Source organism: Amycolatopsis keratiniphila subsp. keratiniphila, assembly GCF_001620365.2.
GTDB classification, from domain to species: domain Bacteria; phylum Actinomycetota; class Actinomycetes; order Mycobacteriales; family Pseudonocardiaceae; genus Amycolatopsis; species Amycolatopsis keratiniphila.
This window is the reverse complement of the sequence record NZ_LQMT02000003.1, coordinates 61,340-84,667: the sequence shown is the minus strand read 5'-3', so window position 1 is coordinate 84,667 and position 23,328 is coordinate 61,340. Positions and strand designations below refer to the sequence as shown.

Genomic DNA, 23,328 nt, shown 5'->3' with positions numbered 1-23,328 from the left:
GATTTTCAGACCCCCGAGTTCTGCACGGGCAGGCCGGGGCCACCCTGTTCGAGTTCCTTGGGCAGCGGCTCGGTCTTGAAGAACCGAGCGTGCAGGCGGGCGACGGTGCCGTCCGCCACGGCCTTCGCGAGGCCGTCGTTGAGCTTCTTCAGCAGTTCCTTGTTGTCCTTGCGGACGGCGAACGCGGACGGCGTGTCCTTGGTCTCGACGGTGTAGCCGAACTCCAGCCGCAGGTCCGGGTTCTGGTCGATGTACTTCTGCCCGATGTCCTTCGGCACGACCCAGCCGTCGAGGCTGCCGCCCTTCAGCTGCGCGAAACCGGCGTTGTAGTCGGGGAAGCGGACGACGTTGGCGCCGGGCACCTTGCCGGTCGCGAAGTCGTCCTGCACCGACGCCTGCACGACGCCGAGCCGCTTGCCGTTGAAGGCGCTGACGTCCTTGAGACCCGCGCCCTTCTTGGTGATGATCGAGGTGAACCCGGTGCTGTAGCCGTTGCTGAACGCGACGGTCTTCTTGCGGGCCTCGGTGGTGGAGATCGTGGAGCTGCCGATGTCGAACTTGTTGGTGGCGACGGCGGCGAGCAGCCCGGCGAACTCGGTGCCGACGAACTCGACCTCGAAGCCCTCGCGCTTCGCGATGTCGCGCAGCAGTTCGTTGTCGTAGCCGGTGAAGGTGCCGTTCTCCAGGTAGATGGACGGCGGCGCGTCGGTGAGGGTGCCGACCCGCAGCTTCTGGCCGGTCGTGCTCGCGTCACCGGAGCCGCAGGCGGCGAGGGCGAGGGTGGCCGCTCCCGCCGTGACGACGGCGACGATTTTCGACAGCGTGGATCTCATCGCTTCTTCCGTGGGTGTCGGCGCGCAAGGCGCGATACAAACACGCCAGGCCGCCTCATGGGCCGCCTGGCGCTCCGGGTTCAGCGATCGAGATTAGGCATTTCGCCCGATCGAGTAACTTCGTCTCACTCTGTGAACGCCCCGTGGTGGGGCTGCTCACAGGTCAGAGAATCGGCGCCGGCGAGTAGTTCGCCGCCTCCGGGAAACGCTCCAGAATGGCCTCGACGCGGGACGCGATCGCGGCCACCTGACGGGGCGCGACACCGGTGAACGAGATGCGGTCGGCGAGGAGTTTGTCCAGCTCACCGCGGTCGAGCGGGATGCGCTCGTCGGCGGCGAGCCGGTCGAGGAGGTCGTTCTCGGCCAGCCCCTGCTCCCGCATCGCGAGCGCGACGCCGACGGCGTTCTCCTTGATCGCCTCGTGAGCGGTTTCACGCCCGACGCCCGCGCGGACCGAGGCCATGAGCACCTTGGTGGTCGCGAGGAACGGCAGATAGCGATCGAGCTCACGTCCGATGACCGCCGGGAAGGCGCCGAACTCGGCCAGCACAGTGAGGAAGGTCTCCAGCAGACCGTCGAGCGCGAAGAACGCGTCGGGCAGCGCGACCCGGCGGACGACGGAGTCGGACACGTCGCCTTCGTTCCACTGGTCGCCGGCGAGTTCGCCGATCATCGACAGGTAGCCGCGCAGCACCACGGCGAGCCCGTTGACCCGCTCGCACGAACGGGTGTTCATCTTGTGCGGCATGGCCGACGAGCCGACCTGGCCGGGCTTGAAGCCCTCGGTGACCAGCTCGTGGCCGGCCATCAGGCGGATCGTCTTCGCCAGGCTCGACGGGGCGGCCGCGAGCTGGACGACGGTGGACAGCACATCGAAGTCGAGCGAACGCGGGTACACCTGGCCGACGCTGGTGAACACGTTCTCGAAGCCGAGGTGGGCCGCGACCCGCGACTCCAGTTCGTCCAAAGTGGACTCGTCGCCGAGCAGGTCGAGCATGTCCTGCGCGGTGCCGACCGGGCCCTTGATCCCGCGCAGCGGGTAGCGGCCGATGAGGTTTTCGAGCCGGTCGAAGGCGACCAGCAATTCGTCGGCGGCGGTGGCGAACCGCTTGCCCAGGGTCGTCGCCTGCGCGGCGACGTTGTGCGAACGGCCTGCCATCACCGTGTCGGCGTGCTCGACCGCGATCGCGGTGAGCCGGGCCAGCACCGCGCCGACGCGGCCGCGCACCAGCTCCAGCGAGCGCAGCACCTGCAGCTGCTCGACGTTCTCGGTGAGGTCCCGCGACGTCATGCCCTTGTGGACGTGCTCGTGCCCGGCGAGCGCGTTGAACTCCTCGATGCGGGCCTTCACGTCGTGCCGGGTGACCCGCTCGCGCGCGGCGATCGAGTCGAGGTCGACCTGCTCCAGGACGCGTTCGTAGTCGGCGACGACACCGTCCGGTACCTCGACGCCGAGGTCGGCCTGCGCGCGGAGCACGGCGAGCCAGAGCTCGCGCTCCAGCACGACCTTGCGTTCCGGGGACCAGAGTTCGACCAGCTCAGGCGAGGCGTAGCGGCCGGCGAGCACGTTGGGGATGCGGGGCTTGTCCGTCACGCGGCCAGACTAACCGGCGCTAGGCGAGGGCCGCCTGGAGCATGCGCGCGGCGGCGGCCCTCGGCTCCGGGTCGACCTCGATGAGCGCGTTGACCACGGCACCGTCGACCAGGGCGACGAGCCGCTCCAGTTCGGTGGCGTCCACAGGAGTGCCGGAGCGCGCGAAGATCTCGTGGAGCAGCTCGTACAGCTGCGCGGACAGCGTCCGCATCAGGGGACGAAGGTACGGACGGCGCCCTGTCCCGACGAGGCGTTCGTAGCGCAGGAGGACCGCTTCGGCGTCGGCCTCGCGATCGGGGCGAAGCGGGCCGAGGAGCATGTCCAGCACCAGGTCGACGGTGGCCTCGACGCCGCGATTGCGGGTCGCCAGCTCGTCGAGACGCTGCCTCCCGTCCTCCAGCTCGACTTTCGCGTGATGCTCCACCGCGGCGGTGACCAGTTCTTCCAGCGAGTCGAAGTAGTACGTCGTCGAAGCGAGCGGCAGGCCGGCCCGCTCGGCGACCGCACGATGCCGCACGGCGTCGAACCCGCCCTCGGCCAGGAGCGACGAGGCGGCCTCGATCAGCTCGGCACGGCGTCGCTCACCCTTCGGTGTGGTCGCTGCGGCGGTCATGGCGGGCTATTTTGCCAGCTCGGTCAGTAACGGGCGGCGAGCACGCCGACCAGCCTGTCGACGTCGGACTCGGGAAGGGCGGGCCTGCCGGAGCCGTCGCCGAGGCTCACCACGACCACGAGCGACCCCTTGGCGGTGGTCCGCCGCGCCTCGGCCGCTCCGGTGGGCATCACCGGGACGGATGAGCCCGCCGGGTAGACCGCCGCGGAGACCGTGCCGCCCGGCACCTGGAACCCCGCGGACCTGGCTCCCGTCGTACAGATGTCGCCGGGCGTCGACTTGGCGACATCCACGGGGACCGGGAGCTCGCCAGCGAGGGCGGTGGCGAGCTCCCGGTCCACCTGGTCGCACCCGTAGGTGCCTTCGGCCACCAATGGGCCGGTCTTCTCTGATCCGCCGCCCCCCTGCTGAGGCGGCGGGTTCGAGAAGTTCGAGGACTCCCCGTCCTGAGGACGTGCGGACGCCGCCCCGGGTTGCCCCGCGGACGCCGCTTCCTGATCGGATTTGGCCGCGGTCCCCAGTTCGAAGTCGGTTCCGCCGAGCACGCCGAACATGCCCACCCCGGCCAGCACCAAAACCACCGCACTACAGGCCACCGCGATACCGTTTCGGCGTCGAGCGGTGGCGCGTTTCGAGGCGCGGACCACGTCGGCGGTGTCGAAGGTCGGCGACGGCGCGTCGCCGGGGGCGTCACGGAACAACGCCTTCAGGTCATTCTCGTCCATCCCGTGCCACCTCCTCCTTCTCCATGACCTGCCTGAGATTCGCCAGCCCGCGCGCGGTCTGGCTCTTCACGTTCCCTTCGCTGCAGCCCAGCGCCTTCGCCGCCGCGCCGACATCAAGCCCCTCGAAGAACCTGAGCACCAGCACGGCCCGCTGCTTCGGGGGCACTTCGCGCAACGCGGCCAGCAGGTCTTCCCTGGTGACGACCTGTTCGCCGAGGTCGAAGCCGTCCTGCGGCGGTTCGGGCAGCTCTTCGGTCTGCCACTCCCGCCGCCACGGCCGCCTCGACTCGTCGATGGCCGCCCTGACCAGCGTCTTCCGCACGTAGGCGTCGGTCGCCGCCCGTTCTCTGATCTTCTTCCACCTCCGGTGCAGCGCGACGAACGCCGTCTGCGCGAGATCGTCCGCACGATGCCAGTCACCGCAGAGCATGTACGCGGTCCTGCGCACGGAGTCCCGCTTCGCGGCGAAGTACTCCGCGAATTCTTGTTCGTCGCGCTGGTTCACGCGGTTATTGTCTCCGCTCTTGCCTCGTCGGTGGGTAGGACGGAACCGGGGGCGTCCACGGTTGCATGAGCGGGCGCGGCGGACCAGCCGGGGACGAGATTCATCGCGGGCCCGTCGATGTGATGTGATCGTACCGTGACCTCGCGCTCTCTCCCGCTGCTCGATTTCCGCTCCGACACCGTCACCCGCCCCGACGACGTCATGCGCCAGGCCATGGCGAAGGCCGAGGTCGGCGACAACGTCCTCGACGGTGACCCGACCGTCTCCGCGCTCGAACAGCGCGCCGCGAAACTCCTCGGCATGCCCGCCGCGCTCTGGACCCCGTCCGGGACCATGGCGAACCTGATCGCGCTGAGCATCCATCTCCAGCGTGGCGATCGGTTCCTCGCGCCGCGGGGGTCGCACGTCATCACCGACGAGCTCGGTTCCGCCGCGTGGCTCGCGGGCGGCATGCCGGAGCCGCTGGAGCACGACGCCGGGCCCGGACGGCCGACGCCGGAGACGCTTTCGGCCGCGATCGGCGTCCCGCGCGGGCCGTACTACGCGCTGCGCACCCCGCTGTTGTGCCTGGAGAACACGCACAACACGGCGGGCGGCGCGGTCACCCCGCCCGACGAACACGCCCAGCTGGTCGCGGTGGCGAAGGAGGCCGGGCTGACCGTGCACCTCGACGGCGCCCGGATCTGGCACGCGTCGGTCGCGCTGGAGGTCCCGCCCGCGGCGCTCACGGTCGGCGTCGACACCGTGTCCGCGTGCTTCTCGAAGGGACTCGGCGCGCCCGTCGGCTCGGTGGTGGCCGGCAGCGAGGAGTTCGTCGAGAAGGCGCGGCGGATGCGCCAGATGCTCGGCGGCGGCGTCCGCCAGGCCGGCGTGCTGGCCGCGGCCTGCATGGTCGCGCTGGACCGCATCGGCGACCTCGCCGAAACACACGAGAACGCGACCCGGCTCGCGGCCGGGTTCGCCGAGCACGGCTGGGAGGTCAACACTCCCGAGACCAACATCGTGCAGGTCACCGCACCGGACCTCGAAGGACGGCTGGCGTGGCTGGCCGGGCTCGGGATCTTGACGCTGCCCAGCTCGGGCCGGATCCGGTTCGTGGCGCACCGGGACCTTTCCGCCGCGGACATCGAAGAAACCCTTCAACGCATCAAGACCGGGGGCTGAACATGAACTGGATCGTCTTCGACTACGGCGACGTCATCAGCGAGCACACCGACGCGCTGCCGACCCTGGCCAAGGCCTTCGACCTCGACGTCGCCGACTTCGAACCGCACTACTGGGCCGAGCGGGTCCAGTACGACTCCGGCGGCTCGGACCTCGAGTACTGGCAGAACGTCGGCCGCGCGCTGAACGTCCCGGTCGACAAGGCGTTCGCCGACGAACTGACCCGCATCGACGTCGAGGGCTGGACGCATCTCGAACCGGACGTCCTCGAACTCCTGGAAGGGCTGCACGAAGCAGGCGCGGCGCTCGCGCTGCTCTCGAACGCGTCGTCCACCTTCGGCCGCTGGGTTCGCGAGCAGGAGTGGGCGAAGCTGTTCCGGGTGAAGCTCTTCTCCGGCGACCTCGGCTGCATGAAGCCCGACGCGAAGATCTATCGGATCCTGCTCGCCGAACTCGGCGCCGAACCGGGCGACTGCCTGTTCTTCGACGATCGTCAGTCCAATGTGGACGGTGCGCGGGCGGTGGGGATGAAGGCCGAACGCTGGGTCGGCGTGACAACAGCGAAATCCAGTTTCGGCTCTTCGGAGGAATAATTCACCCTCACCGCTCATCCGCTTACGCGCGGTGAAGCCGATGACCTACGCTGAACGCGTCCAAACCGAGTTACCCCGGTAGGTGCCCATGTCAGCGGACCAGCGCCCGTTCGTGCCCGTCGATTTCGACCGGCCGAGCATCGCGAGGGTCTTCGACGCGCTCATGGGCGGCCAGGACAACTACGAGGCCGACAGGGTGGCGCTGCGCCAGATCCTGGAGATCTCGCCGGACGCGCGGACGATGGCCAAGGAGGTCCGGCACTGGCTGGTGCGGACCGTGCGCTACCTGACCGATCAGGAAGGCATCGACCAGTTCCTCGACCTCGGCTCCGGCTTCCCGAGCATGGACAACACGCACCAGGTCGCGCAGCGGTACAACCCCGAGGCGCAGGTCGTCTACGTCGACCGGGATCCGGTGGTGCAGGCGCATGGCCGCGCGTTGCTCGCGGCGAACGACTTCGCGCATATGGTCGCCGCGGACCTGACCGAACCGGCCGAGGTCGTCGAGCAACTCGCCCGCACCCACCGGCTGGACTTCGAGCGGCCCGTCGGGCTGGTCCTGTGCGCGATCGTCCATCACCTCCAGGACCTCGACGAGGCACGGAAGATCGTCCGCGCCTACGTCGACGCGCTGGCCCCGGGCTCGTTCGTCGCGCTGCTGCACCAGCACAACCCCGCCGACGGCTCCGAAGCCGCCGACGTCGCGACGGCGCTCGAGAAGCGCTTCAACGGCACGGGGCTGGACACGCTGTACCGCACGCGTGACGAGATCGAGTCGTTCTTCGAAGGACTCGACCTCATGGAGCCCGGGCTGACGTACCCGCACCTGTGGTGGCCGGACGGCCCGCGCTTCACCCCGCTTTCGCCCGTGAACTTCACGTCGCTCGGCGGGGTGGCGCGTAAGCCTTAGCGGCGGAGCTGCTTCGGGGTGCCCTTGCCCTTGATGGCGCCGTACGCGGCCGTGCCGAGGAAGACCGCGCCGCCGATGACGGCGATCCAAAAAACGGCCTTCACGAGGAAACCGAGCACGGATCCGAGCACCATGAAGGCCACCCAAGCCAGGATCAGCCCGCCGACGATCTTCCAGAACATGGCATCCTCCGATTGCCTCACCGTGCCCGAGCGGGCCCGGTGAGTCCAGGTTGTCAGGCAGAGCTCGCGAGCGCCTTCATTCCGCCTAACGTTCAGGGTGATTTCCGGGTTCCCCCTGACCGAGCCAGTCGCCCAGCCTGCGGACCCCTTCCTCGATGTCCTCGCGAGAACCCGCGAAGGAGAACCGCACGAACCGGCCGCCGTCGACCGGGTCGAAGTCGATCCCGGGGGCGATCGCGACGCCGGTGTCGGCGAGGAGCCGCTGGCACCAGCTGAGGCTGTCGGTCGTGTACGCGGAGACGTCGGCGTAGGCGTAGAAGGCGCCTTCGGCCGGTGCCAGCTTGTCGATACCGATGCCCTTGAGGCCGGCGAAGAGCACGTCGCGGTTGGCCCGGTAGCGCTCGACGTGGCCATTGGCCTCCGCGTACGCCTCCGGGGTGAACGCGGCGACCGCGGCGTGCTGGGAGACCGCGGGCGGGCAGATGGTGAAGTTGCCGGTCAGGACGTCGATCGCGCGATGCAGCCGCTGCGGCGCGAGCATCCAGCCGAGCCGCCAGCCGGTCATGGCGAAGTACTTGGAAAACGAGCCGAGGACGAGCGCTTCGTTGCCGTACTGCCAGGCGCAGTCGAGCCCGGCGCCGTAGGAGATCCCGTGGTAGATCTCGTCGCTGATCAGCTGCACACCGCGTGACGCGCACCAGCCGCTGATCGCCGCCAGTTCACCCGGCGGCAGGACGGTGCCGGTCGGATTGCTCGGGCTGGCCACGATGAGTCCCCTGATCGGCCCCAACTCGTCGAGCAACGCGACGGTCGGCTGGAAGTTCGTGTCCGCCCCAGTGGCGAACTCGACGACCTCGCAACCGAGCACCTTCAGCAGGTTGCGGTAGGCCGGATAGCCGGGCCGCGCCATCGCGACGCGGTCGCCCGCCTCGAAGGCGCTGAGGAACGAAAGCAGGAAACCGCCGGAAGAACCGGTCGTCATGATGACGTCCTGCGGGCTCACGTCGACCGGGTACGTGCGGTTGTAGTGCTCCGCGACGGCCTCGCGCAGCTCCGGGATGCCGAGCTGCTCGGTGTAGCCGAGGTTGTGGTCCTTCAGCGCCCGCTGCGCGGCTTCGAGCACGGGTTGCGGTGCCGGCGCGGACGGCTGACCGGCGAGCAACGGGACCAGGTCGCCATGGCTGCGCTGCCGGGCCTGTGCGGCCGAAAGGACGTCCATGACGTGGAACGGCGGGACGTCGGAACGTGCGGCGGGACCGGGGATGAGCATGAGGTGAGGCTAACTCGCCTTCGAGAAGAGAACCGCGTAGCCGTCGAGGAGCCGTTGCAGGCCGAACTCGAAGAGCGTGTCGAGGTCGTAGTCGAACGGAGCGCGCGAGACGACACCGGCGAAGTTCGGGAACCGGCCGCCGGAGACCAGGTCCCAGAGGATCGGCTCGTGCTCCGCCAGCCAGGCGTCGGCCGAAACCGCGGTGCCGGATTCGGTGTCGGCCTCCGCCTCGAAGCTGAGCGCGATGCCGCGGACGTGGTTGAAGATCGTGATGTGCGCGTACATGATCGTCGACGGTGGGAGGCCGTGACCGTCGAGCGCACGGGTCGCCCAATCCGCGTGGGCGAGCAGGTTCGGCAGCGGCTGCGGGCGGGTGATCGAAAGCGCTTGCGCGAGCCAGGGATGCCGCCGGAACAGGGCCCATTGCGCCCTCGCCATCAGCTCCAGCTGAGCTCGCCAGCCGGGTGGCGGTTCGGGTGGGAAGCGGATCTCGCCGAGGGCCATGTCCGCCATTTCGAGGATCAGCTCCTCCTTCGCGGTGACATGGCGATAAAGCGCCATCGTCGCGACGCCGAGACCGGAGGCGACGCGGCGCATCGAGAGCGCGCGGATTCCCTCGGCGTCGGCGATCCGGATCGCGGCCTTCACCACTCGCTCGCGGGACAGGTCCGCCTCGGACCTCGGCGCGGCCTTTCCGGCGCGGCTCGCGACGACCGTGCCCGCGCCGGGTTTGGCGACGACAAGGCCGTCCCGTTTGAGCGTGGCGAGCACCTTCGTCGCGGTCGCCATCGCGACACCCCACTCGGCGATGATCCGGCGGGTCGAGGGGACCTTGTCGCCCTCGCGAAGCTCGCCGGACGTGATCCGGCGACGGATCTCGGCGGCGATCCGCAGGTAGGGCGGATCGATTCCTGCCATAGTGCACCCTATCGCATTCCAGGCAGCGCACTAGCCGGACCGCACTAGTGCAGCGAAGATTTTCTGTGCGTTTTCCTGGGGCTTCGCTGAAGTGTCCATACGTTGTACGCAGTGCTTCAAACCACCGTACACAGGGAGTGGACATGCGGAAGGTCCTGATTTCGGGCGCGGGTATCGCCGGTACGACGCTGGCGTACTGGCTGCGGCGGCACGGTTTCGCGCCGACGGTCGTCGAGCGGGCACCTGTGCCCCGGGTCGGCGGGCACGCGGTCGACATTCGCGGCACGGCGCTCGGCGTCGTCGACCGGATGGGCGTGCTCGAGCGCCTCCGGGAGCTGCGGACGGATATGTGCGGGATGTCGTTCGTGAACGGCGCGGGCAAGACCCTCGTGAAGGTCACCGACCACACGCTGACCGGCGGGCTCACCGACAGCGAAGACGTCGAGATCCTGCGGGACGATCTCACCGACACACTGGCGTCGGTCGCTCAAGAGGGTGTCGAGTACGCCTACGGGAACTGGATCACCGGGATCTCGCAGCAGCCGGACGGCGTCCGGGTCGCCTTCGCCCACGGGGAGGGGCGGGACTTCGACCTCGTCATCGGCGCGGACGGGCAGCACTCGGCGGTGCGATCACTGGTTTTCGGTGCGGAGAAAGAGTTTTCGCATTATCTGGACACCTATCTCGCGGTGTTCACCGTGCCGAACTTCCTCGATCTGGACCGCTGGCAGACCTTCCACATGACGCCGGGGAAACTGGCCGGGCTGTACAGCGCGCGAAAGAACACGGAAGCGCGGGCGATGCTCGGTTTCCAGTCGCCGGAACTCGACTTCGACCGGCACGACCTGGAGCGGCAACGAAAACTGATCGCCGACCGGTTCGCGGGCCAAGGCTGGGAAGTGCCTAGGCTGCTTCGCGAAATGGCGTCGAGCGAGCTGTACTTCGACTCCATGGCCCAGATCCGGATGGACCGGTTCACCGACGGGCGGGTCGCGCTGGTCGGCGACGCGGGCTATGGACCGTCGCCACTTTCGGGACAGGGCACCAGTTTGGCACTCGTCGGGGCTTACGTGCTCGCCGGTTCGCTGGCCGCTTCCCTTGACCACCGCGCCGCTTTTTCTTCCTACGAAAGGGAAATGCGGCCGTTCATCCTCCGGAACCAGGCACTGGCTTCGCTGAACCAGAAGAAGCAGACGCGGTTCCGGCAGTGGAAGCAGATCCAGTCGATGCGGTTGCTGCCCTATCTGCCGTTCCGCGACCGGGTGATGAAGGCGGCCATGCGACCGCTCACGGAAGCGGCGAACGCCTTGGTGCTCAAGGATTACTGACCGCTCGGCAATGTCGGGCGCCGAAGGCGTGTTGCGAAAGTCACTTTCGCAACTTTGAAGGTTGCGAAAGTGGCTTTCGCAACACGACGGCCAAGGACTCGCGTGACTGGGCGGCCGACACGCGTGATTGGACGGACGACACATGTGTCCAGACGGACGTCACGCGACGCAATACGACCGCGAGCGTGGCGGCCGTCCAGTCACGCGTGTCGTCCATCGGATCACGCGTGGCGGCCGGGACGAGGCGTTAGTAGCCCTGGTATCCGCCGCCACCGGCCATGGACTTCAGACCCGGGTGGCCTTCGAAACCGCCGTACCGCGAGAACGTGTACCGCACGCCCGCGATGATGTTGTCCACCGGGTTGTAGATGTCGTCGTGCCCGGGAAGCTTGTGCGCGTTGAAGGTCGGGTCGATGCACTGCATCAAACCCTTGGACGGTGTGCCCTTCGCCGCGTTGGAGTCCCAGTTGTTGATGGCGTTGGGGTTACCGCCGGACTCCTTCTCGATGATCGTCCAGATCTTCTGGATGTCCGCCTCGGTCACCGGGATCCCGTTGGCCTGCAGGATCTTGATGGCCTCCTGGATCCACTGCTGGACGTTGCCCGGTGGCGTCGTCGACGGGGGACCTCCGCTCGGCCCGAGGCCGCCGCCCCCACCACCGCCACCGCCGCCTCCTCCACCGCCACCGGTGTGGAGACCACCGGTGCGCTTGGGGACGGAGCCGTCCTTGCCGGGCATCGGGACGGTGGAGTAACCGCCCTGGATGTCCTTCTTCATCAGCTCTTGGGACTTCTGGATCATCTGGTTGGCCTGGTCGAGCAGGCCCTTGACCCGGCCGTCGGCGTCCTTGGCGATGCCGTTGATGTCGGTCTTGGCCTTCTGGATGATCTCGTCGGCCGAAGGGCTCGGCGCCGGTTTGTGATCCTTCTCGGCCTGCGCGGCGGCCGTGATCGCCGCGTTCTTGTCCTTCTCCGCCTGCGCGTTCCTGGTGTTGACCGCCGCTTCGGCGTCTTCGTAGACGCCCTTCACCTGGGCCTTGATGTTGCCGAGATCGGTGTGGACGCGACTGAGGTCGTCGACGACCTTGCCCAGCTGCTCTTCGACGTTCTTCCCGGCCGTGGTGATCGACTTGACGTACTCGAAGAACGCTTCCGCGGCGGGCCCGGCCCAGACGCCGCCGTTCAGCGCTTCGGTCGACGTTTTCAACGCCGCGCTGTGATCACCCGCGTTGTCGGCGGCCGTCTTGAACTGCCTCGACGCGTTCTGAATGGCGGCGAGGTTGACTTTGCTGATCTGCTCGGCCTTCTGGACCAGTCCGTCCCAGCCATCCGGCGTGCCGGCGCCGACACCGTTCAAAGCCACTGCTCAAGCCCCCTTGGTCTTCGGCCCCCAGGCCTGGCGAGTCGTCACAGGTCCCCGTGCACCTTCAGGTTGTCCACGTGGACCGCTTCGGTCTCCTTGATCAACCCCGCCGCCTTTCGCAGCACGAAGGCCGTGGCCTCCATCAGCTGGCCGGCCGAATCGAATTCGTTGTGCACTCCCTGCTTGAACTTGCCGACCGCGCCCTGCGCGTCACCGTGCTCGTCCACTCCGCCGAAGGGGCTTTCCTTCTCGTCATCCATACCGGTGACGCCTTTTTTGGTCTTCTCGAACTCGTCCTTGAGCTTCTCCACCTGACCGGCGGCGATCCCCATGGAATCCGGGTCGTACACAGGCACGGTTCGTCATCCCCTTCACGGAAAAACTTGTGTCCGCCCGATCTGACGCGTGGCCGATCACGACGGTTCCCGCGCATACTTTAAGACCTCGGCAGTGGGCCGTGTGCGTATCCACGCCAACTTCCACCCCGCCGATAATCGGGCGAATCAGAAATCGGCGACTTCCCGGATACGCGTCGCCAGCAACTGATTGTCCGCCGGGGTGATGGTCGCCCAATCCCGTCCGTCGCGGTTCCGCGCGACCTGGAACAGATAGCGGCCCGCGTCCGTGTCGTAGAAGGCGACCACGCTGTCCGCGCGGCGGGGGCGGCCGTCGCGGCCCGCGCGTTCGGCGCCGAACTGGCCACGGGCCTCCTGGCCGAGCAGCATGCCCGCCACCTCTTGCGCCTGCCAGAGCGGTACGTCCAGGTCTTCCAGCGCGGTGACCAGCGCTTTCGCGTCGCCGCGGGCGGCGGCGTCGGCCTGGACCAGGAGGTCGTGGGGGATGCTGATCGACTGGCCGACGCCGGGGCCGAGATCACCCGCGACCGAGACGGCTGCCTCGGCCAGTGAGCTCTCGCGGGCGGGGATCAGCCACACCTGACCGGAGTCGATCACGCCGAGCAACGCCTGGTTGCCGACGCTGACCGCCTGGCCCTTGATCTCGCGGTCGGTCCACACCCAGACGTCGATGGCGAGCCTGGGATGCGCGAACAGGTTCAGCATGTCGACCAGTTCGCCCGACGCCTGGTGTCCCCGCGCGAGCCCTCGCGCGCGCAGGGATTCCCAGGCCTCTTCGATCAGTGCCGCCCGCTCCGTGTGGGTCGTTCCGGGGCTCGGCACGTCGAGCGCGACATGGCGGCGGGGCAGCCTTTCGGCTTCCCAGAGCATTTCGAACTCGAGTGCGGACAGCACCAGGCTGCCGTTGTCGTTCGGCACAGGTTCAGCGCGCTTCCCGGTTGCCGTGGTCACCGATCACGTCGGGCGACACCAGCCGCTCGTCGGTGAACAGGTCCTTGTCGTCGACGCCGTAACGCCTGATGTGCTCGGCGTCCTCTTCGACGTCCTGGGTGGCGGCGCGCTCCATGAACTTCGACTCGGGCTTCGGCTGCTTCGCGCCGATCTTCTCCGAGCGCCGCATGGCCTCCTCTTCGGGAAGCTCGCCGATCGGCAGCTGCCGGGTCGGCTTGACGCCGCCTTCCTGACGGGGACGGCGGTCGCGTTCCTTGTCGCCGCTCAGCGCGCCACCGGCGACACCGGCACCGAGCGCGGCGGCCCCGGCGCCCAGGTCGCCCGCGGCCGGGCCGGTGATCTTCGGGACGGCGGGGAAGCCGCGGCCGGATTCGTTGCCGGGGGCCATCGGCGTCTGCGGTCCGGAGCCGACTGAGCGGCCCTTGCCGAGCGCCTGGTCACCGCCGCCGGTGCCACCGCCGACGTTGCCGAAGACACCGGGACCGGAGCTGGAGCCGGGCCCCTTGCCGAGGGCACCGTCGATACCGGGACCGGGGCCGAACGACTTGCCGAGCGGCTGCGCCGACGTGGTGCTGTTCGGCGGCGCGCTGCCGGTGGACTGACCCGGCGGCGGGACGTTCGGGGTGTTCGGCGCGCCCGGCGGGACGAACGGCGGCGAGACGGGCGAGCCGGTGCCCGGGTACGACGGCCTGCCCTGTTCGGGCTGCGGGGACGGCCGGTTCGGCGTCACCCAGCCGGTGCCCGGCGCCGGGGCGGGCTTCGACGTGCCGGACGGCGTGGTCGAGCCCGCGGGAACGGTCGCGCCCGGGGCGGGCGCCGCCGAAGCGGTCTTCCGAGCCGTTCCGCCGCCCATGGCGACGCCGTACGCCGGGGTCGGAGCGTCGTAGGACGGCGCCTTCGGGTGGCTGACCGGCTGCGCGACCGGCGGCACGTACTTCGACTCGACGGCCGCCGACGCCGGGCGCACACTGCCATCCGGGGTGAGGTCCGTGGCCGTGCCCGCGAGGTCGAGCGGGCCGGACCCGCCGCCCGCCCCGGCGGTGGTCGTGGTCTGGGTCAGGTTCATCGCCTGCGGGTCGGCCAGGGTGTCGGTCGACAGCAGGTTCTCGCCGCTCGTCTTGGCGTAGTCGTTCAACGCCTCCTGCGCCTGCGCCCGCGCGTTGTTCGCGGCGCTGACCGTCTTGGCGTGGTCGGTCTCGAACCCGATGAGGCTCAGCAGGACGTCGCCGACGGTCAGGCCGCCGGCGCCCTTCCGGACCACTTCGGGATCCGGGAGCTTGTGCAGCGTCCGGTTGAAGGCCTCACCCTGGGCGAAGATCATCTCCGCGGAATGCGAGACCTTCGTGTTCGCGTCCTGGGAGAAGCCCGCCTGCTCGGTGAACACCTGACCGGCGGCGCCGCCCGCTTCGCTCTGCCATTCCACGCCGAGCTTGCCCAGCTCGTCGCGCAGCGTCTTGTCGGTGTCGGCGAGCGCGCCCGCGACGGATTTCAGCGCGTCGACGGCGATGCCGATGCTGCCGGTGCCGTCGCCGCTGCGGAACTGCTCGATCTCGGTCGCGATCCCGGTGTCGGTGTAGCCGTCGAACCGAAGATCGCGGAGCCTGCCCGCGAGGTCGGAAACGTTCACGCCGCCCTCCCTAGTTGCGTGCTTTCAAGGTCTGCAAAGCCAAATCGGCCGCCAGTGCGGATTTCTCGCACAGCTGCGGCATGGTGAACGCGCCGGCGGTGACGGTGACGGCCCGCACCGCCAGCGTCTGCCCCTTGGCGACACCGACGAGCGTTTCGCAATCACCCGGCGTGCCGGCGTCGCGGTGGTTCCTGATGGCGGGGAAACCGCCGACCTGCGTCGGCTCCGTCGTCATGCTGTTCTTCCGGCGCTTGCCGGTGAACCATTCTTCGACGTCCGCGGTGATCGTGCGGACGTAATAGCTGTGGAAGGGCTGCTCCGCGTCCGCGTCGAAGACACAGGTCGGCCCGTCGATCGGTTCCGCGGCCGCGCGCGGTTTGCTGTTGATCTCGAGCCGGTCGAGCTGCGGATCGGCGAGCAGGGCACACGGATCGGCACCCTGGAGGTTCAGCTCGGCGGGCCTGGCCGGCAGCGCGGACGCCTTGGCACCCTGCGTGGCCGAAGCCAGCGCGGGTTTGTCGGGGTAGGCCTGCCCGCCCGTGTCCGTGGTGCATCCGGCCAGTGCGAGGGTGAGCACGCCGCCGGACACCAGCACACGGGAGCTACGCCCGGTGAACACCACGGTCCCCGAACGCGGCGGCCTTGTCCGCATCACTGGTCTTGTACTCCTTGGCCGCCGTGCGGAGCTGGCTGACCAGACCCCGCAGACCGGCCACGTACGCCCGGACCTGCGCGGCGTACGACTGGTCGCCGTCGGCCACGAGCGAGTTCCACACGTCGGTCGCGTGCACGCTCACCGTGTCGTTGGCCGGAGTGTCGATCCGCAGCTGGTCGAGCCGCGTCATGAGCTTGTCCTGCAACGCGTCGACCTGCTCTTCGACGATCTTCGCCACTTCGAGCAGCTTCGACGGATCGACTCTGATGTCGGCCACCGACGGTGGCGTCGGGACCGCCGACGTGAGGTTCTGGACCTTGCCCGATGCTGCCATTCCCCACCCCTTGGACACTGCGCACGGTGACCGTTCGTCCTGCCTGAGGCTACCAACGCGGATGTATCGGCTGCCTAAGCTTTGCCGGAAATACCGGGTTAGACGCACCAGGTACCGGGAAGGTTCCGTCCGGAATTCACGAGACCGGGGTGGCGATCTCTCCCTTGGCGGCGAGGAGGGCGATGTCGGTGCGGTGGTGGGAGCCGGCCAGGTGGACCTTCTCGACCGTCGCGTAGGCGTCCTTGCGGGCGGCCTTCAGGTTCTTGCCGGTGCCGACGACCGACAGCACACGGCCGCCGGAGGAGACCACGGCACCGTCGTCGCGGCGGCGGGTGCCCGCGTGGAGCACGCCTTCGAGTTCGCCGCCGGTGATGACGTCGCCGGTCCTCGGCTTGCCGGGGTAGCCGTCCGCGGCGAGCACGACGGTGACCGCCGCGCCGGAATCCCACTCCAGCGGCGGCAGCTCGGCGAGCTTGCCGGTCGCCGTCGCGTGCAGGACCTTGCCGAGCGGGCTGCGCAGCAGCGCCAGGACGACCTGGGTCTCCGGGTCGCCGAACCGGCAGTTGAACTCGATGACCTGCGGACCTTCGGAAGTCAGCGCGAGACCGGCGTAGAGCAGGCCGGAGAAGGTGGCGCCGCGCTCGTCGAGCTCGTCGACCACGGGCTGGACGATGCGGGCGACGACGTCGTCGACCAGGTCCTTCGGCGCCCACGGCAACGGCGCGTACGCCCCCATGCCGCCGGTGTTCGGGCCGGCGTCGCCGTCGCCGACGCGCTTGAAGTCCTGCGCGGGCAGCAGCGGGACGACCGTGCGGCCGTCGACGAAGCAGAAGAGAGAGGCCTCCGGGCCGTCGAGGAACGACTCCAGGAGCACCGGGTGCCCGCCGTCGAGGAGCATCAGGGCGTGCTTGCGCGCGACGTCGACGTCCTTGGTGACCACGACACCCTTGCCCGCGGCGAGACCGTCGTCCTTGACCACCCAGGTGGGGCCGAACCGGCCGAGCGCGGCATCGAGGCGGGCCGGGTTGTCGACGACCTCGCAGTGCGCCGTCGGCACCTTCGCGGCCGCCATGACGTCCTTCGCGAAGGCCTTCGAGCCCTCGATCCTGGCCGCGGAGGCGGAGGGACCGAAGCAGGCGATGCCCGCCTTCCGGACCGCGTCGGCGACGCCCGCCACCAGCGGAACCTCGGGGCCGACCACCACCAGGTCCGCCTGCCACTGCTTCGCGAGGGCGGCGACCGATTCGGGGTCGGCCGCGTCGACGCCGAGCTGCTCGGCCACCGAAGAGGTGCCGGCGTTGCCCGGGGCACAGGCCAGTGCGGTGACGGAAGGGTCTTCCGCGACCGCGAGGACGAGTGCATGCTCACGGGCGCCGGACCCGATTACCAGTACGCGCACGACGCACAGGGTAACCGGGCCGGTGAGCTACAGAGACGTCGCCGTCCTCGAGCGGGTGGTTCCATCCGGCGTTCACCCGGCGGTCAGGCCTCCGCCGGTCCGTCTTCGCCGACCGGACGCCTCCTGCGTCAAGGGTGGCGCGGTACCCCGAGTTCAAGCGAAAGAGGTCATCCACCATGCGAAAGCGCCTGGGCGTGCTCGCCCTGTCCGGACTCGCCGTACTCAGTGTCACCGGGTTGGCCGGCGCCGCCGAGCCGGGTGCCCGGGATGTGTCGGCGTCGGCCAAGGGCCACGATGGGCCGGTGATCGTCGGACACCGCGGCGCCCCCGGCTACCGCCCGGAGCACACGCTCGCCTCGTATGAGCTCGCCTACCGTCAGGGCGTCGACTGGGTCGACGTCGACCTGGTGCCGACCAAGGACGGCCAGCTCGTCGCCCGGCACGAGAACGAGATCGGCGGGACCACCGACGTCGCGAAGCACCCCGAGTTCGCGAACCGGAAGACGACGAAGGTCATCGACGGCACGTCGTTCACCGGCTGGTTCACCGAGGACTTCACGCTCGCCGAGCTGAAGACCCTGCGCGCGACCGAGCGCATCCCGCAGCTGCGGCCGAACAACAAGATCTACGACGGCCGCTACCAGATCGCCACCTACCAGGAGGTGCTCGATCTGACGCGCCGCCTCGGCCGCGAACTGCGCCGCGAGCTGGGGACGTACCCGGAGATCAAGCACTCGACCTACTTCGCGTCGATCAAGAACCCGACCGAGCCGAAGCTGGTCGAGCTGATCAAGCGCAACGGGCTCAACCACCCGAAGGCGCCGGTGATCATCCAGTCGTTCGAGGTGTCGAACCTGATCGAGCTCTCGCGTCAGGTGCGAGTGCCGCTGCTGCAGCTGACCTCGGCGTCCGGCGCTCCGGCCGACTTCATCGCGAAGGGTGACCCGCGGACGTACGCCGACCTCGTGACGCCGGCAGGCCTGAAGGAGATCTCGAAGTACGCGGACTACCTGGGCCCGGAGAAGGCGCAGGTCATCCCGGTGGTGAACGGTGCGCTGGGGCAGCCGACCAGGCTCGTCGCCGACGCGCACAAGGCCGGGCTGAAGGTCGGGCCGTACACGTTCCGCAACGAGAACAACTTCCTCCCGCAGAACCTGCGTTCGTCGGCGAACCCCGCCGAGTACGGCAACGCGTTCGCCGAGCAGGAGGCGTTCCTGAAGGCGGGTGTCGACGGGTACTTCGCCGATCACCCGGACACGGCGCTGGAGGCCGTGAAGGCCTTCCAGGGGCGCTGACCTCTCGGTACGTGAAGGCCCCCTTCATTGCGTCTAGCGCAGTGAAGGGGGCCTTCACGTACTTCAGGGAGCCTGTAGCGGGCGCAGAGGCGAGTGTCATGAAAGGGTCGTTCAGGACGAAATCCGTCCTGAACGACCCTTTCATGACATCTGGGGAAGGGTTTCTTGACGGGACCTTGACATGCGCAGGTCGGCGGGCCTAATTTCGGCGGATCTCAATGGTCTGTCCGCATACCTTTTAAGTGGGTGCCCGATGGATGTCTCTGACAAGCAGGCCGCAGAACCCGCCGACGAAGACAGTGCCCGGCTCCACCAACTCGGCTACGCGCAGGAACTCCGGCGCACGATGTCGACCTTCTCCAACTTCGCCGTCTCCTTCACGATCATCTCGATCCTCTCCGGCTGCCTGACCCTCTACGGGTTCGGCATGAAGACCGGCGGACCAGCCGCGATGATCTGGGGCTGGCCGCTGGTCGGCCTGTTCGTCATCCTCGTCGGGCTCGGCATGGCCGAGGTCTGCTCCAGCTACCCGACCGCGGGCGGCCTCTACTACTGGGCCGCGAAGCTGGCCCCGCGTAACGGCGCGGCCTGGTCGTGGTTCACCGGCTGGTTCAACCTCATCGGGCAGATCGCCGTCACCGCGGGGATCGACTTCGGCGCGGCGCTGTTCCTCAACGCCTTCCTCGATCTGCAGTTCGGCTTCGAGGCGACGCCGGGCAACACGATCCTGCTGCTGGCGATCATCCTGGTGATCCACGGCCTGCTGAACACCTTCGGCGTCAAGATCGTGGCGCTGCTGAACAGCATCAGCGTGTGGTGGCATCTGGTGGGGGTGCTGGTCATCGTCGGGGTGCTGATCGTCGTGCCCGCCAAGCACCAGGACGCGTCCTTCGTCTTCGGCGAGTTCGTGAACAAGACCGGCTGGGCTTCACCGGTCTACGTCTTCTTATTGGGGCTTCTCGTCGCGCAGTACACGCTGACCGGCTATGACGCCTCGGCGCATATGACCGAGGAGACCAAGAACGCGGCGAAGGCCGGACCGCGCGGCATCATCAACTCGATCCTCGTCTCCTTGGTCGCCGGGTGGATCCTGCTGATCGGCCTCACCTTCGCCATCCAGGACTACGACGGCGCCGTGGGCTCCGAGACCGGGGTGCCGCCCGCGCAGATCTTCATCGACGCGACCGGCGCGACGACCGGCAAGTTCCTCCTGCTGATCTGCATCGGCGCCCAGCTGTTCTGCGGGATGGCGTCGGTGACCGCGAACTCACGGATGATCTACGCCTTCGCCCGCGACGGCGCGATCCCGGGTTCGAAGTTCTGGCACCGCATCAACAAGCGCACCCAGACACCCACCAACGCGGTGTGGCTGGCCGCGGGCGGCGCGCTCCTGCTCGCCCTGCCGTACTTGTGGAGCGCGACCGCCTACGCGGCGGTGACCTCGATCGCCGTCGTCGGTCTCTACGTGGCCTACGTGATCCCGGTGTTCCTGCGGGTGCGCAAGGGCGACGACTTCGAGCCAGGACCGTGGAACCTCGGCCGCTGGGGCAAGCTCATCGGGACCATCGCGACCGTGTGGGTGTGCTTCATCTTCGTGCTTTTCATGCTCCCGCAGGGATCACCGGTCACCATCGACAGTTTCAACTACACGCCCATCGCCTTCCTCGTCGTACTCGGTGGTGCGGCGGTGTGGTGGTTCGCCTCGGCACGCAAGTGGTTCACAGGTCCGAAGGTGCAGGGTTCCGAGGAGGAACTCGCCGCCGTGGAAAAGGAACTCAAGGAGCTGGGGTAGCGGCGACGTTCTCCCGGGAGCGGCCCGCGCGGACTCCGGTCACCGCGGCCGCTCCCAACGCCCCGACTCCGGCGAAGGCGTAGAAACCCCACGGATACGCGATCCCGGCGCTCAGCAGCGCGCCGCCGAGGATCGGGCCGCAGATCGCGCCGACACGGCCGACCCCCGCCGCCCAGCCGATGCCGGTGGCGCGCATGACGTCCGGGTACGTCTTGCCGATGTACGCGTACACGAGCACCTGCGCGCTGAACACGAAACCGCCGGTGAGGAACACGGCCACGTACAGGCCGACGGCGGGCAGCTTCACGCTCAGCAGGGCGAGGAACACGGCCGCCCCGAGGAACCAGAAGATCACCGCCGGCCGGACGCCCACCTTGTCCGCCACCCGGCCCGCGACGAGCAGGCCGACGACACCGCCGAGGTTCAGCGTGAGCAGCAGCCCGAGCGCCGCGCCCAGCGGGTACCCGGCCTGCCGCATGATCTCCGGCAGCCAGGTGTTGAGCCCGTAGACCAGCAGCAGGCCCATGAACGACGTCACCCAGAACGCGATGGTGGCGCGCAGGAGCCCGCCGCGGAACAGCCCGCCGACCACCTCCGTCGCCGACTTCTCCTGTGTCTCCCGCGCACGCTCGAAGGTCTCGGACTCCGGCAGGTACTTGATCATCAACGGGACCAGCACGAGCGCGGGCAGCGCGCCCGCGATGAACATCGCGCGCCAGCCGAGCGGCTGGATCAGCCAGATGCCGAGCAAGGCCGTGAGCACCGCGCCGACGTGATAGCCGGTCATCACCGTGGTGGTCGCGCTGCCGCCCTTTCCCTTGCGGGCGTACTCGGTGACCAGCGCGATCGCCGTCGGCAGGCAGCCGCCGAGACCCAGCCCGGCGAGGAAGCGCAGCAGACCGAAGACGAACGCCGACGGCGAGATCGCGCACAACGCGGTGAACGCCGAGAAGGCGGTGACCGCGATGATCAGCGCCTTCCGGCGGCCGATGAGGTCGGTGATCGTGCCGATCGCCAGCGCGCCGATCGTCATGCCGATCAGGCCGAACGTCGAGATCACCGACGCCGTGCCCGGTGTCAGGCCCCAGACGTGGTCACGGAGCAGCGCGGGCAGCACCGTGCCCAGGACGACCAGGTCGAATCCGTCGAGCAGTACCGCCGTCCAGGCGAGTGGGACCACCCACGAACGGGCCGCGGCAGGGGACATGGGGACCTCCAGCTGTGTTCGCTATGCGCACGAGTATGCACAATCCGAACGCTGTGAGCAAGGCCACTGGTCTCCTGAATGACATGAAAGGGCCGTTCAGGACGATGAATGTCCTGAACGGCCCTTTCATGACACAAGGTCAGCGCTTCGCGAGCTCCCCGAGAACCTGCCAGGTGCGGAGCCGCTCTTCGGCGTTCCGGATGCCGCTCTGTGCCGCGACGACCTCGGTCGCCCCGGCGTCGAAGTACCGCCGGATCTCGGCCGCGACGGTCTCCTCGTCCCCCGCGATCACCAGCTCACCGGCGGAATCCACGCCCTGGGCGTCGAAGACCGCGCGATAGGAGGGGATGTCGCGGAAGAACGCGTACTGCCGGTCGACCGCGGCGCGGACACCGTCGGGATCATCGGTCACGACGACCGGGACCATGGCGATGACGCGCGGCGCCGGACGGCCGGCGGCGGCCTTGGTGAGCTCCGGGACGATCAGCCCGGAAAGGGCCTTCGGCCCGGCGAGGAACGGGATCGTGCCGTCGGCGAGCTCGCCGGTGACGCGCAGCGCCTGCCGTCCCATCGCGGCGACGATCACCGGGATGTCCGAAGACCCCGCGACGGAAAGCGAGGCCGCGAAGCCCTTGGCGTGCGCCCGGACCGTCTCGCCGTGGAAGTCGACTTCGCCGCCGCTGAGCACCTGCCGGAGGATCGTGAGGTACTCGCGAAGGTGTTTGATCGGCGACGGGTACTCGATGCCGTACGCCGGTTCGAGCCAGTTCTTCGCACCGGTCCCCAGGCCGAGCACGAAGCGGCCCCCGGTGGCGGCCTGCGCCGTCTGCGCGAGACCGGTGATCAGCAGGGGATGCCGCGGGTAGATCGGGACGACGCTCGTCCCGACGGTGATTCCCGGGACCGCACGGCCCGCGAGGGCGGCGACGGTGATCGCGTCGTGCTCCATCTGCTGCGAGAACCAGACGGACGTAAGGCCCGCGTCGGCTGCCTGCCGGGTCTGCGTGATGAGTTCGTCGACGATGTTGACGGCGTCCGCGGTGTCCCCGGACGGGAGTGCCACTCCGATGGTCATGTTCGACGGCAACGACGGCGCCTTGAGGATATTTCGCCGTTCACCAGTTGGGATCATGCGCGCGGATCCCGGTGTTGGCCCACCCTGGGCGGCGTCCGACACCTCGATCCTGGAGAGACCCGATGTCGCTGACCGATGTCATCGAAGGAACCAAGACCGCCGTCGACGCCGACCCGCGCAACGCCGCCGTCTCGTTCAGCGTCGCCAACGCGCTGACCCCAGGGACCGCGACCCGGGTGGACGTGCGGGTGCGCGACCACTCGTTCGCCGTCGACGAGCCCGCCGCGCTCGGCGGCACCGACACCGCGGCGAACCCGGTCGAGTACGCGCTGGCCGCGCTGGGCTCGTGCCAGGTGATCACGTACCAGTTCTGGGCGTCGAAGCTCGGTGTGCCGCTCGAAGGCGTGCAGGTGACCGTGGACGGCGACATCGACCTGCACGGGTTCTTCGGGTTCTCGGAGACCCGGCCGGGCTTCGGGGATGTGCGTGTTTCGGTCGAGCTGAGCGGGCCTGCCGGGGCGGAGGTCTACGAGGATCTGAAGCGACAGGTGGACGAGCACTGCCCGGTGCTGGACCTGTTCCGGAACCCGACGCCGGTGAAGACTTCGCTCGCTTAAGACGCTATGAACGGGCCGTTCC

At 68.7% G+C, this 23,328-nt stretch carries 24 protein-coding genes; 7 read left to right on the top strand and 17 right to left on the bottom strand.

Features of this window, described 5'->3' with window-relative positions; translation table 11 throughout:
- Window positions 1-5: 5 nt before the first annotated feature.
- From AVR91_RS00900 to AVR91_RS00880, 5 genes are all read right to left on the bottom strand, one after another.
- Entirely contained in the window at window positions 6-833 is an 828-nt protein-coding gene (locus AVR91_RS00900; RefSeq protein WP_083737294.1) for a substrate-binding periplasmic protein, read from the bottom strand.
- A gap of 163 nt (window positions 834-996) precedes the next feature.
- Window positions 997-2,427 carry an adenylosuccinate lyase gene (gene purB / locus AVR91_RS00895; protein ID WP_063271957.1) on the bottom strand — a complete coding sequence of 477 codons (1,431 nt, stop codon included), beginning with the start codon at window positions 2,425-2,427 and terminating at the stop codon, window positions 997-999.
- A 19-nt stretch (window positions 2,428-2,446) separates the two neighbouring features.
- Window positions 2,447-3,040 (bottom strand): TetR/AcrR family transcriptional regulator, encoded by a 594-nt coding sequence (locus AVR91_RS00890; protein WP_037334651.1) that lies wholly within the window; start codon window positions 3,038-3,040, stop codon window positions 2,447-2,449.
- 23 nt (window positions 3,041-3,063) lie between these two features.
- A complete protein-coding gene (locus AVR91_RS00885) occupies window positions 3,064-3,765 on the bottom strand; it encodes a hypothetical protein (protein WP_063271956.1) in 702 nt (233 codons plus the stop codon).
- Entirely contained in the window at window positions 3,752-4,270 is a 519-nt protein-coding gene (locus AVR91_RS00880) for a SigE family RNA polymerase sigma factor (RefSeq protein WP_005152531.1), read from the bottom strand. Before AVR91_RS00880 ends, AVR91_RS00885 begins: the two co-directional genes overlap by 14 nt.
- 135 nt (window positions 4,271-4,405) lie before the next feature.
- On the opposite strand from AVR91_RS00880, the gene AVR91_RS00875 reads away from it, so the two are divergent.
- The 3 genes from AVR91_RS00875 (at window position 4,406) to AVR91_RS00865 (ending at window position 6,937) form a co-directional block, all read left to right on the top strand.
- A complete protein-coding gene (locus tag AVR91_RS00875) occupies window positions 4,406-5,434 on the top strand; it encodes a threonine aldolase family protein (protein WP_063271955.1) in 1,029 nt (342 codons plus the stop codon).
- Between the two features lie 2 nt (window positions 5,435-5,436).
- A complete protein-coding gene (locus AVR91_RS00870; RefSeq protein ID WP_063271954.1) occupies window positions 5,437-6,027 on the top strand; it encodes an HAD family hydrolase in 591 nt (196 codons plus the stop codon).
- A gap of 88 nt (window positions 6,028-6,115) precedes the next feature.
- Window positions 6,116-6,937 (top strand): SAM-dependent methyltransferase, encoded by an 822-nt coding sequence (locus AVR91_RS00865; protein ID WP_063271953.1) that lies wholly within the window; start codon window positions 6,116-6,118, stop codon window positions 6,935-6,937.
- Here AVR91_RS00865 and AVR91_RS00860 read toward each other — a convergent pair.
- The 3 genes from AVR91_RS00860 to AVR91_RS00850 form a co-directional block, all read right to left on the bottom strand.
- The gene (locus AVR91_RS00860) at window positions 6,934-7,119 is read right to left on the bottom strand and encodes a hypothetical protein (protein ID WP_007032516.1); all 186 of its coding nucleotides are present in this window, start codon (window positions 7,117-7,119) and stop codon (window positions 6,934-6,936) included. The genes AVR91_RS00865 and AVR91_RS00860 overlap by 4 nt on opposite strands.
- Window positions 7,120-7,204: 85 nt before the next feature.
- Window positions 7,205-8,389, bottom strand: a complete 1,185-nt coding sequence (locus AVR91_RS00855; protein WP_063271952.1) for a pyridoxal phosphate-dependent aminotransferase — start codon at window positions 8,387-8,389, stop codon at window positions 7,205-7,207.
- Between the two features lie 9 nt (window positions 8,390-8,398).
- Window positions 8,399-9,307 carry a TetR/AcrR family transcriptional regulator C-terminal domain-containing protein gene (locus tag AVR91_RS00850; RefSeq protein ID WP_063271951.1) on the bottom strand — a complete coding sequence of 303 codons (909 nt, stop codon included), beginning with the start codon at window positions 9,305-9,307 and terminating at the stop codon, window positions 8,399-8,401.
- Window positions 9,308-9,450: 143 nt separating this feature from the next.
- On the opposite strand from AVR91_RS00850, the gene AVR91_RS00845 reads away from it, so the two are divergent.
- On the top strand, window positions 9,451-10,635 hold the full coding sequence (locus AVR91_RS00845) for an FAD-dependent monooxygenase (RefSeq protein WP_063271950.1): 1,185 nt from the start codon (window positions 9,451-9,453) through the stop codon (window positions 10,633-10,635).
- Window positions 10,636-10,882: 247 nt separating this feature from the next.
- Here the strand turns inward: AVR91_RS00845 and AVR91_RS00840 are convergent, their stop codons facing one another.
- From AVR91_RS00840 to purD, 7 genes are all read right to left on the bottom strand, one after another.
- Window positions 10,883-11,998, bottom strand: coding sequence for a transglycosylase SLT domain-containing protein (locus AVR91_RS00840; RefSeq protein ID WP_063271949.1), 1,116 nt, complete (start codon window positions 11,996-11,998; stop codon window positions 10,883-10,885).
- Between the two features lie 44 nt (window positions 11,999-12,042).
- Window positions 12,043-12,354 carry a hypothetical protein gene (locus tag AVR91_RS00835; protein WP_038521469.1) on the bottom strand — a complete coding sequence of 104 codons (312 nt, stop codon included), beginning with the start codon at window positions 12,352-12,354 and terminating at the stop codon, window positions 12,043-12,045.
- Window positions 12,355-12,501: 147 nt separating this feature from the next.
- On the bottom strand, window positions 12,502-13,272 hold the full coding sequence (locus tag AVR91_RS00830; RefSeq protein WP_076153351.1) for an ESX secretion-associated protein EspG: 771 nt from the start codon (window positions 13,270-13,272) through the stop codon (window positions 12,502-12,504).
- A 4-nt stretch (window positions 13,273-13,276) separates the two neighbouring features.
- Window positions 13,277-14,932, bottom strand: a complete 1,656-nt coding sequence (locus AVR91_RS00825; RefSeq protein ID WP_063271948.1) for a PPE domain-containing protein — start codon at window positions 14,930-14,932, stop codon at window positions 13,277-13,279.
- 10 nt (window positions 14,933-14,942) lie between these two features.
- Window positions 14,943-15,584, bottom strand: a complete 642-nt coding sequence (locus AVR91_RS00820; protein WP_228708079.1) for a DUF3558 domain-containing protein — start codon at window positions 15,582-15,584, stop codon at window positions 14,943-14,945.
- A complete protein-coding gene (locus AVR91_RS00815; RefSeq protein ID WP_063271947.1) occupies window positions 15,535-15,921 on the bottom strand; it encodes a PE domain-containing protein in 387 nt (128 codons plus the stop codon). The genes AVR91_RS00820 and AVR91_RS00815 overlap by 50 nt, the downstream gene beginning before the upstream one ends.
- Window positions 15,922-16,057: 136 nt before the next feature.
- Window positions 16,058-17,320, bottom strand: coding sequence for a phosphoribosylamine--glycine ligase (gene purD / locus AVR91_RS00810; RefSeq protein ID WP_063271946.1), 1,263 nt, complete (start codon window positions 17,318-17,320; stop codon window positions 16,058-16,060).
- Window positions 17,321-17,496: 176 nt separating this feature from the next.
- On the opposite strand from purD, the gene AVR91_RS00805 reads away from it, so the two are divergent.
- Together AVR91_RS00805 and AVR91_RS00800 are read left to right on the top strand one after the other, a co-directional pair.
- Window positions 17,497-18,615: a glycerophosphodiester phosphodiesterase gene (locus tag AVR91_RS00805; protein ID WP_063271945.1), complete on the top strand. Its 1,119-nt coding sequence runs from the start codon at window positions 17,497-17,499 to the stop codon at window positions 18,613-18,615.
- A 253-nt stretch (window positions 18,616-18,868) separates the two neighbouring features.
- Window positions 18,869-20,407 carry an amino acid permease gene (locus AVR91_RS00800; protein ID WP_063271944.1) on the top strand — a complete coding sequence of 513 codons (1,539 nt, stop codon included), beginning with the start codon at window positions 18,869-18,871 and terminating at the stop codon, window positions 20,405-20,407.
- Here the strand turns inward: AVR91_RS00800 and AVR91_RS00795 are convergent.
- Entirely contained in the window at window positions 20,391-21,614 is a 1,224-nt protein-coding gene (locus AVR91_RS00795) for an MFS transporter (RefSeq protein WP_063271943.1), read from the bottom strand. The genes AVR91_RS00800 and AVR91_RS00795 overlap by 17 nt on opposite strands.
- A 139-nt stretch (window positions 21,615-21,753) precedes the next feature.
- Complete coding sequence (locus tag AVR91_RS00790; protein WP_063271942.1) at window positions 21,754-22,689, bottom strand: LLM class F420-dependent oxidoreductase; 936 nt, start codon at window positions 22,687-22,689, stop codon at window positions 21,754-21,756.
- Between the two features lie 122 nt (window positions 22,690-22,811).
- Here AVR91_RS00790 and AVR91_RS00785 point away from each other — a divergent pair, with 122 nt between their 5' ends.
- Entirely contained in the window at window positions 22,812-23,306 is a 495-nt protein-coding gene (locus AVR91_RS00785; protein ID WP_063271941.1) for an OsmC family protein, read from the top strand.
- The last annotated feature ends 22 nt before the right edge of the window (window positions 23,307-23,328 follow it).

Bases quoted from the DNA above. Each gene is read 5' to 3' on its own strand.
- AVR91_RS00900 (WP_083737294.1), bottom strand. From the start codon at position 833: ATGAGATCCACGCTGTCGAAAATCGTCGCCGTCGTCACGGCGGGAGCG.
- AVR91_RS00890 (WP_037334651.1), bottom strand. From the start codon at position 3,040: ATGACCGCCGCAGCGACCACACCGAAGGGTGAGCGACGCCGTGCCGAG.
- AVR91_RS00885 (WP_063271956.1), bottom strand. From the start codon at position 3,765: ATGGACGAGAATGACCTGAAGGCGTTGTTCCGTGACGCCCCCGGCGAC.
- AVR91_RS00870 (WP_063271954.1), top strand. From the start codon at position 5,437: ATGAACTGGATCGTCTTCGACTACGGCGACGTCATCAGCGAGCACACC.
- AVR91_RS00865 (WP_063271953.1), top strand. From the start codon at position 6,116: ATGTCAGCGGACCAGCGCCCGTTCGTGCCCGTCGATTTCGACCGGCCG.
- AVR91_RS00860 (WP_007032516.1), bottom strand. From the start codon at position 7,119: ATGTTCTGGAAGATCGTCGGCGGGCTGATCCTGGCTTGGGTGGCCTTC.
- AVR91_RS00855 (WP_063271952.1), bottom strand. From the start codon at position 8,389: ATGCTCATCCCCGGTCCCGCCGCACGTTCCGACGTCCCGCCGTTCCAC.
- AVR91_RS00850 (WP_063271951.1), bottom strand. From the start codon at position 9,307: ATGGCAGGAATCGATCCGCCCTACCTGCGGATCGCCGCCGAGATCCGT.
- AVR91_RS00845 (WP_063271950.1), top strand. From the start codon at position 9,451: ATGCGGAAGGTCCTGATTTCGGGCGCGGGTATCGCCGGTACGACGCTG.
- AVR91_RS00820 (WP_228708079.1), bottom strand. From the start codon at position 15,584: ATGCGGACAAGGCCGCCGCGTTCGGGGACCGTGGTGTTCACCGGGCGT.
- AVR91_RS00815 (WP_063271947.1), bottom strand. From the start codon at position 15,921: ATGGCAGCATCGGGCAAGGTCCAGAACCTCACGTCGGCGGTCCCGACG.
- AVR91_RS00805 (WP_063271945.1), top strand. From the start codon at position 17,497: ATGCGAAAGCGCCTGGGCGTGCTCGCCCTGTCCGGACTCGCCGTACTC.
- AVR91_RS00800 (WP_063271944.1), top strand. From the start codon at position 18,869: ATGGATGTCTCTGACAAGCAGGCCGCAGAACCCGCCGACGAAGACAGT.
- AVR91_RS00795 (WP_063271943.1), bottom strand. From the start codon at position 21,614: ATGTCCCCTGCCGCGGCCCGTTCGTGGGTGGTCCCACTCGCCTGGACG.
- AVR91_RS00790 (WP_063271942.1), bottom strand. From the start codon at position 22,689: ATGACCATCGGAGTGGCACTCCCGTCCGGGGACACCGCGGACGCCGTC.
- AVR91_RS00785 (WP_063271941.1), top strand. From the start codon at position 22,812: ATGTCGCTGACCGATGTCATCGAAGGAACCAAGACCGCCGTCGACGCC.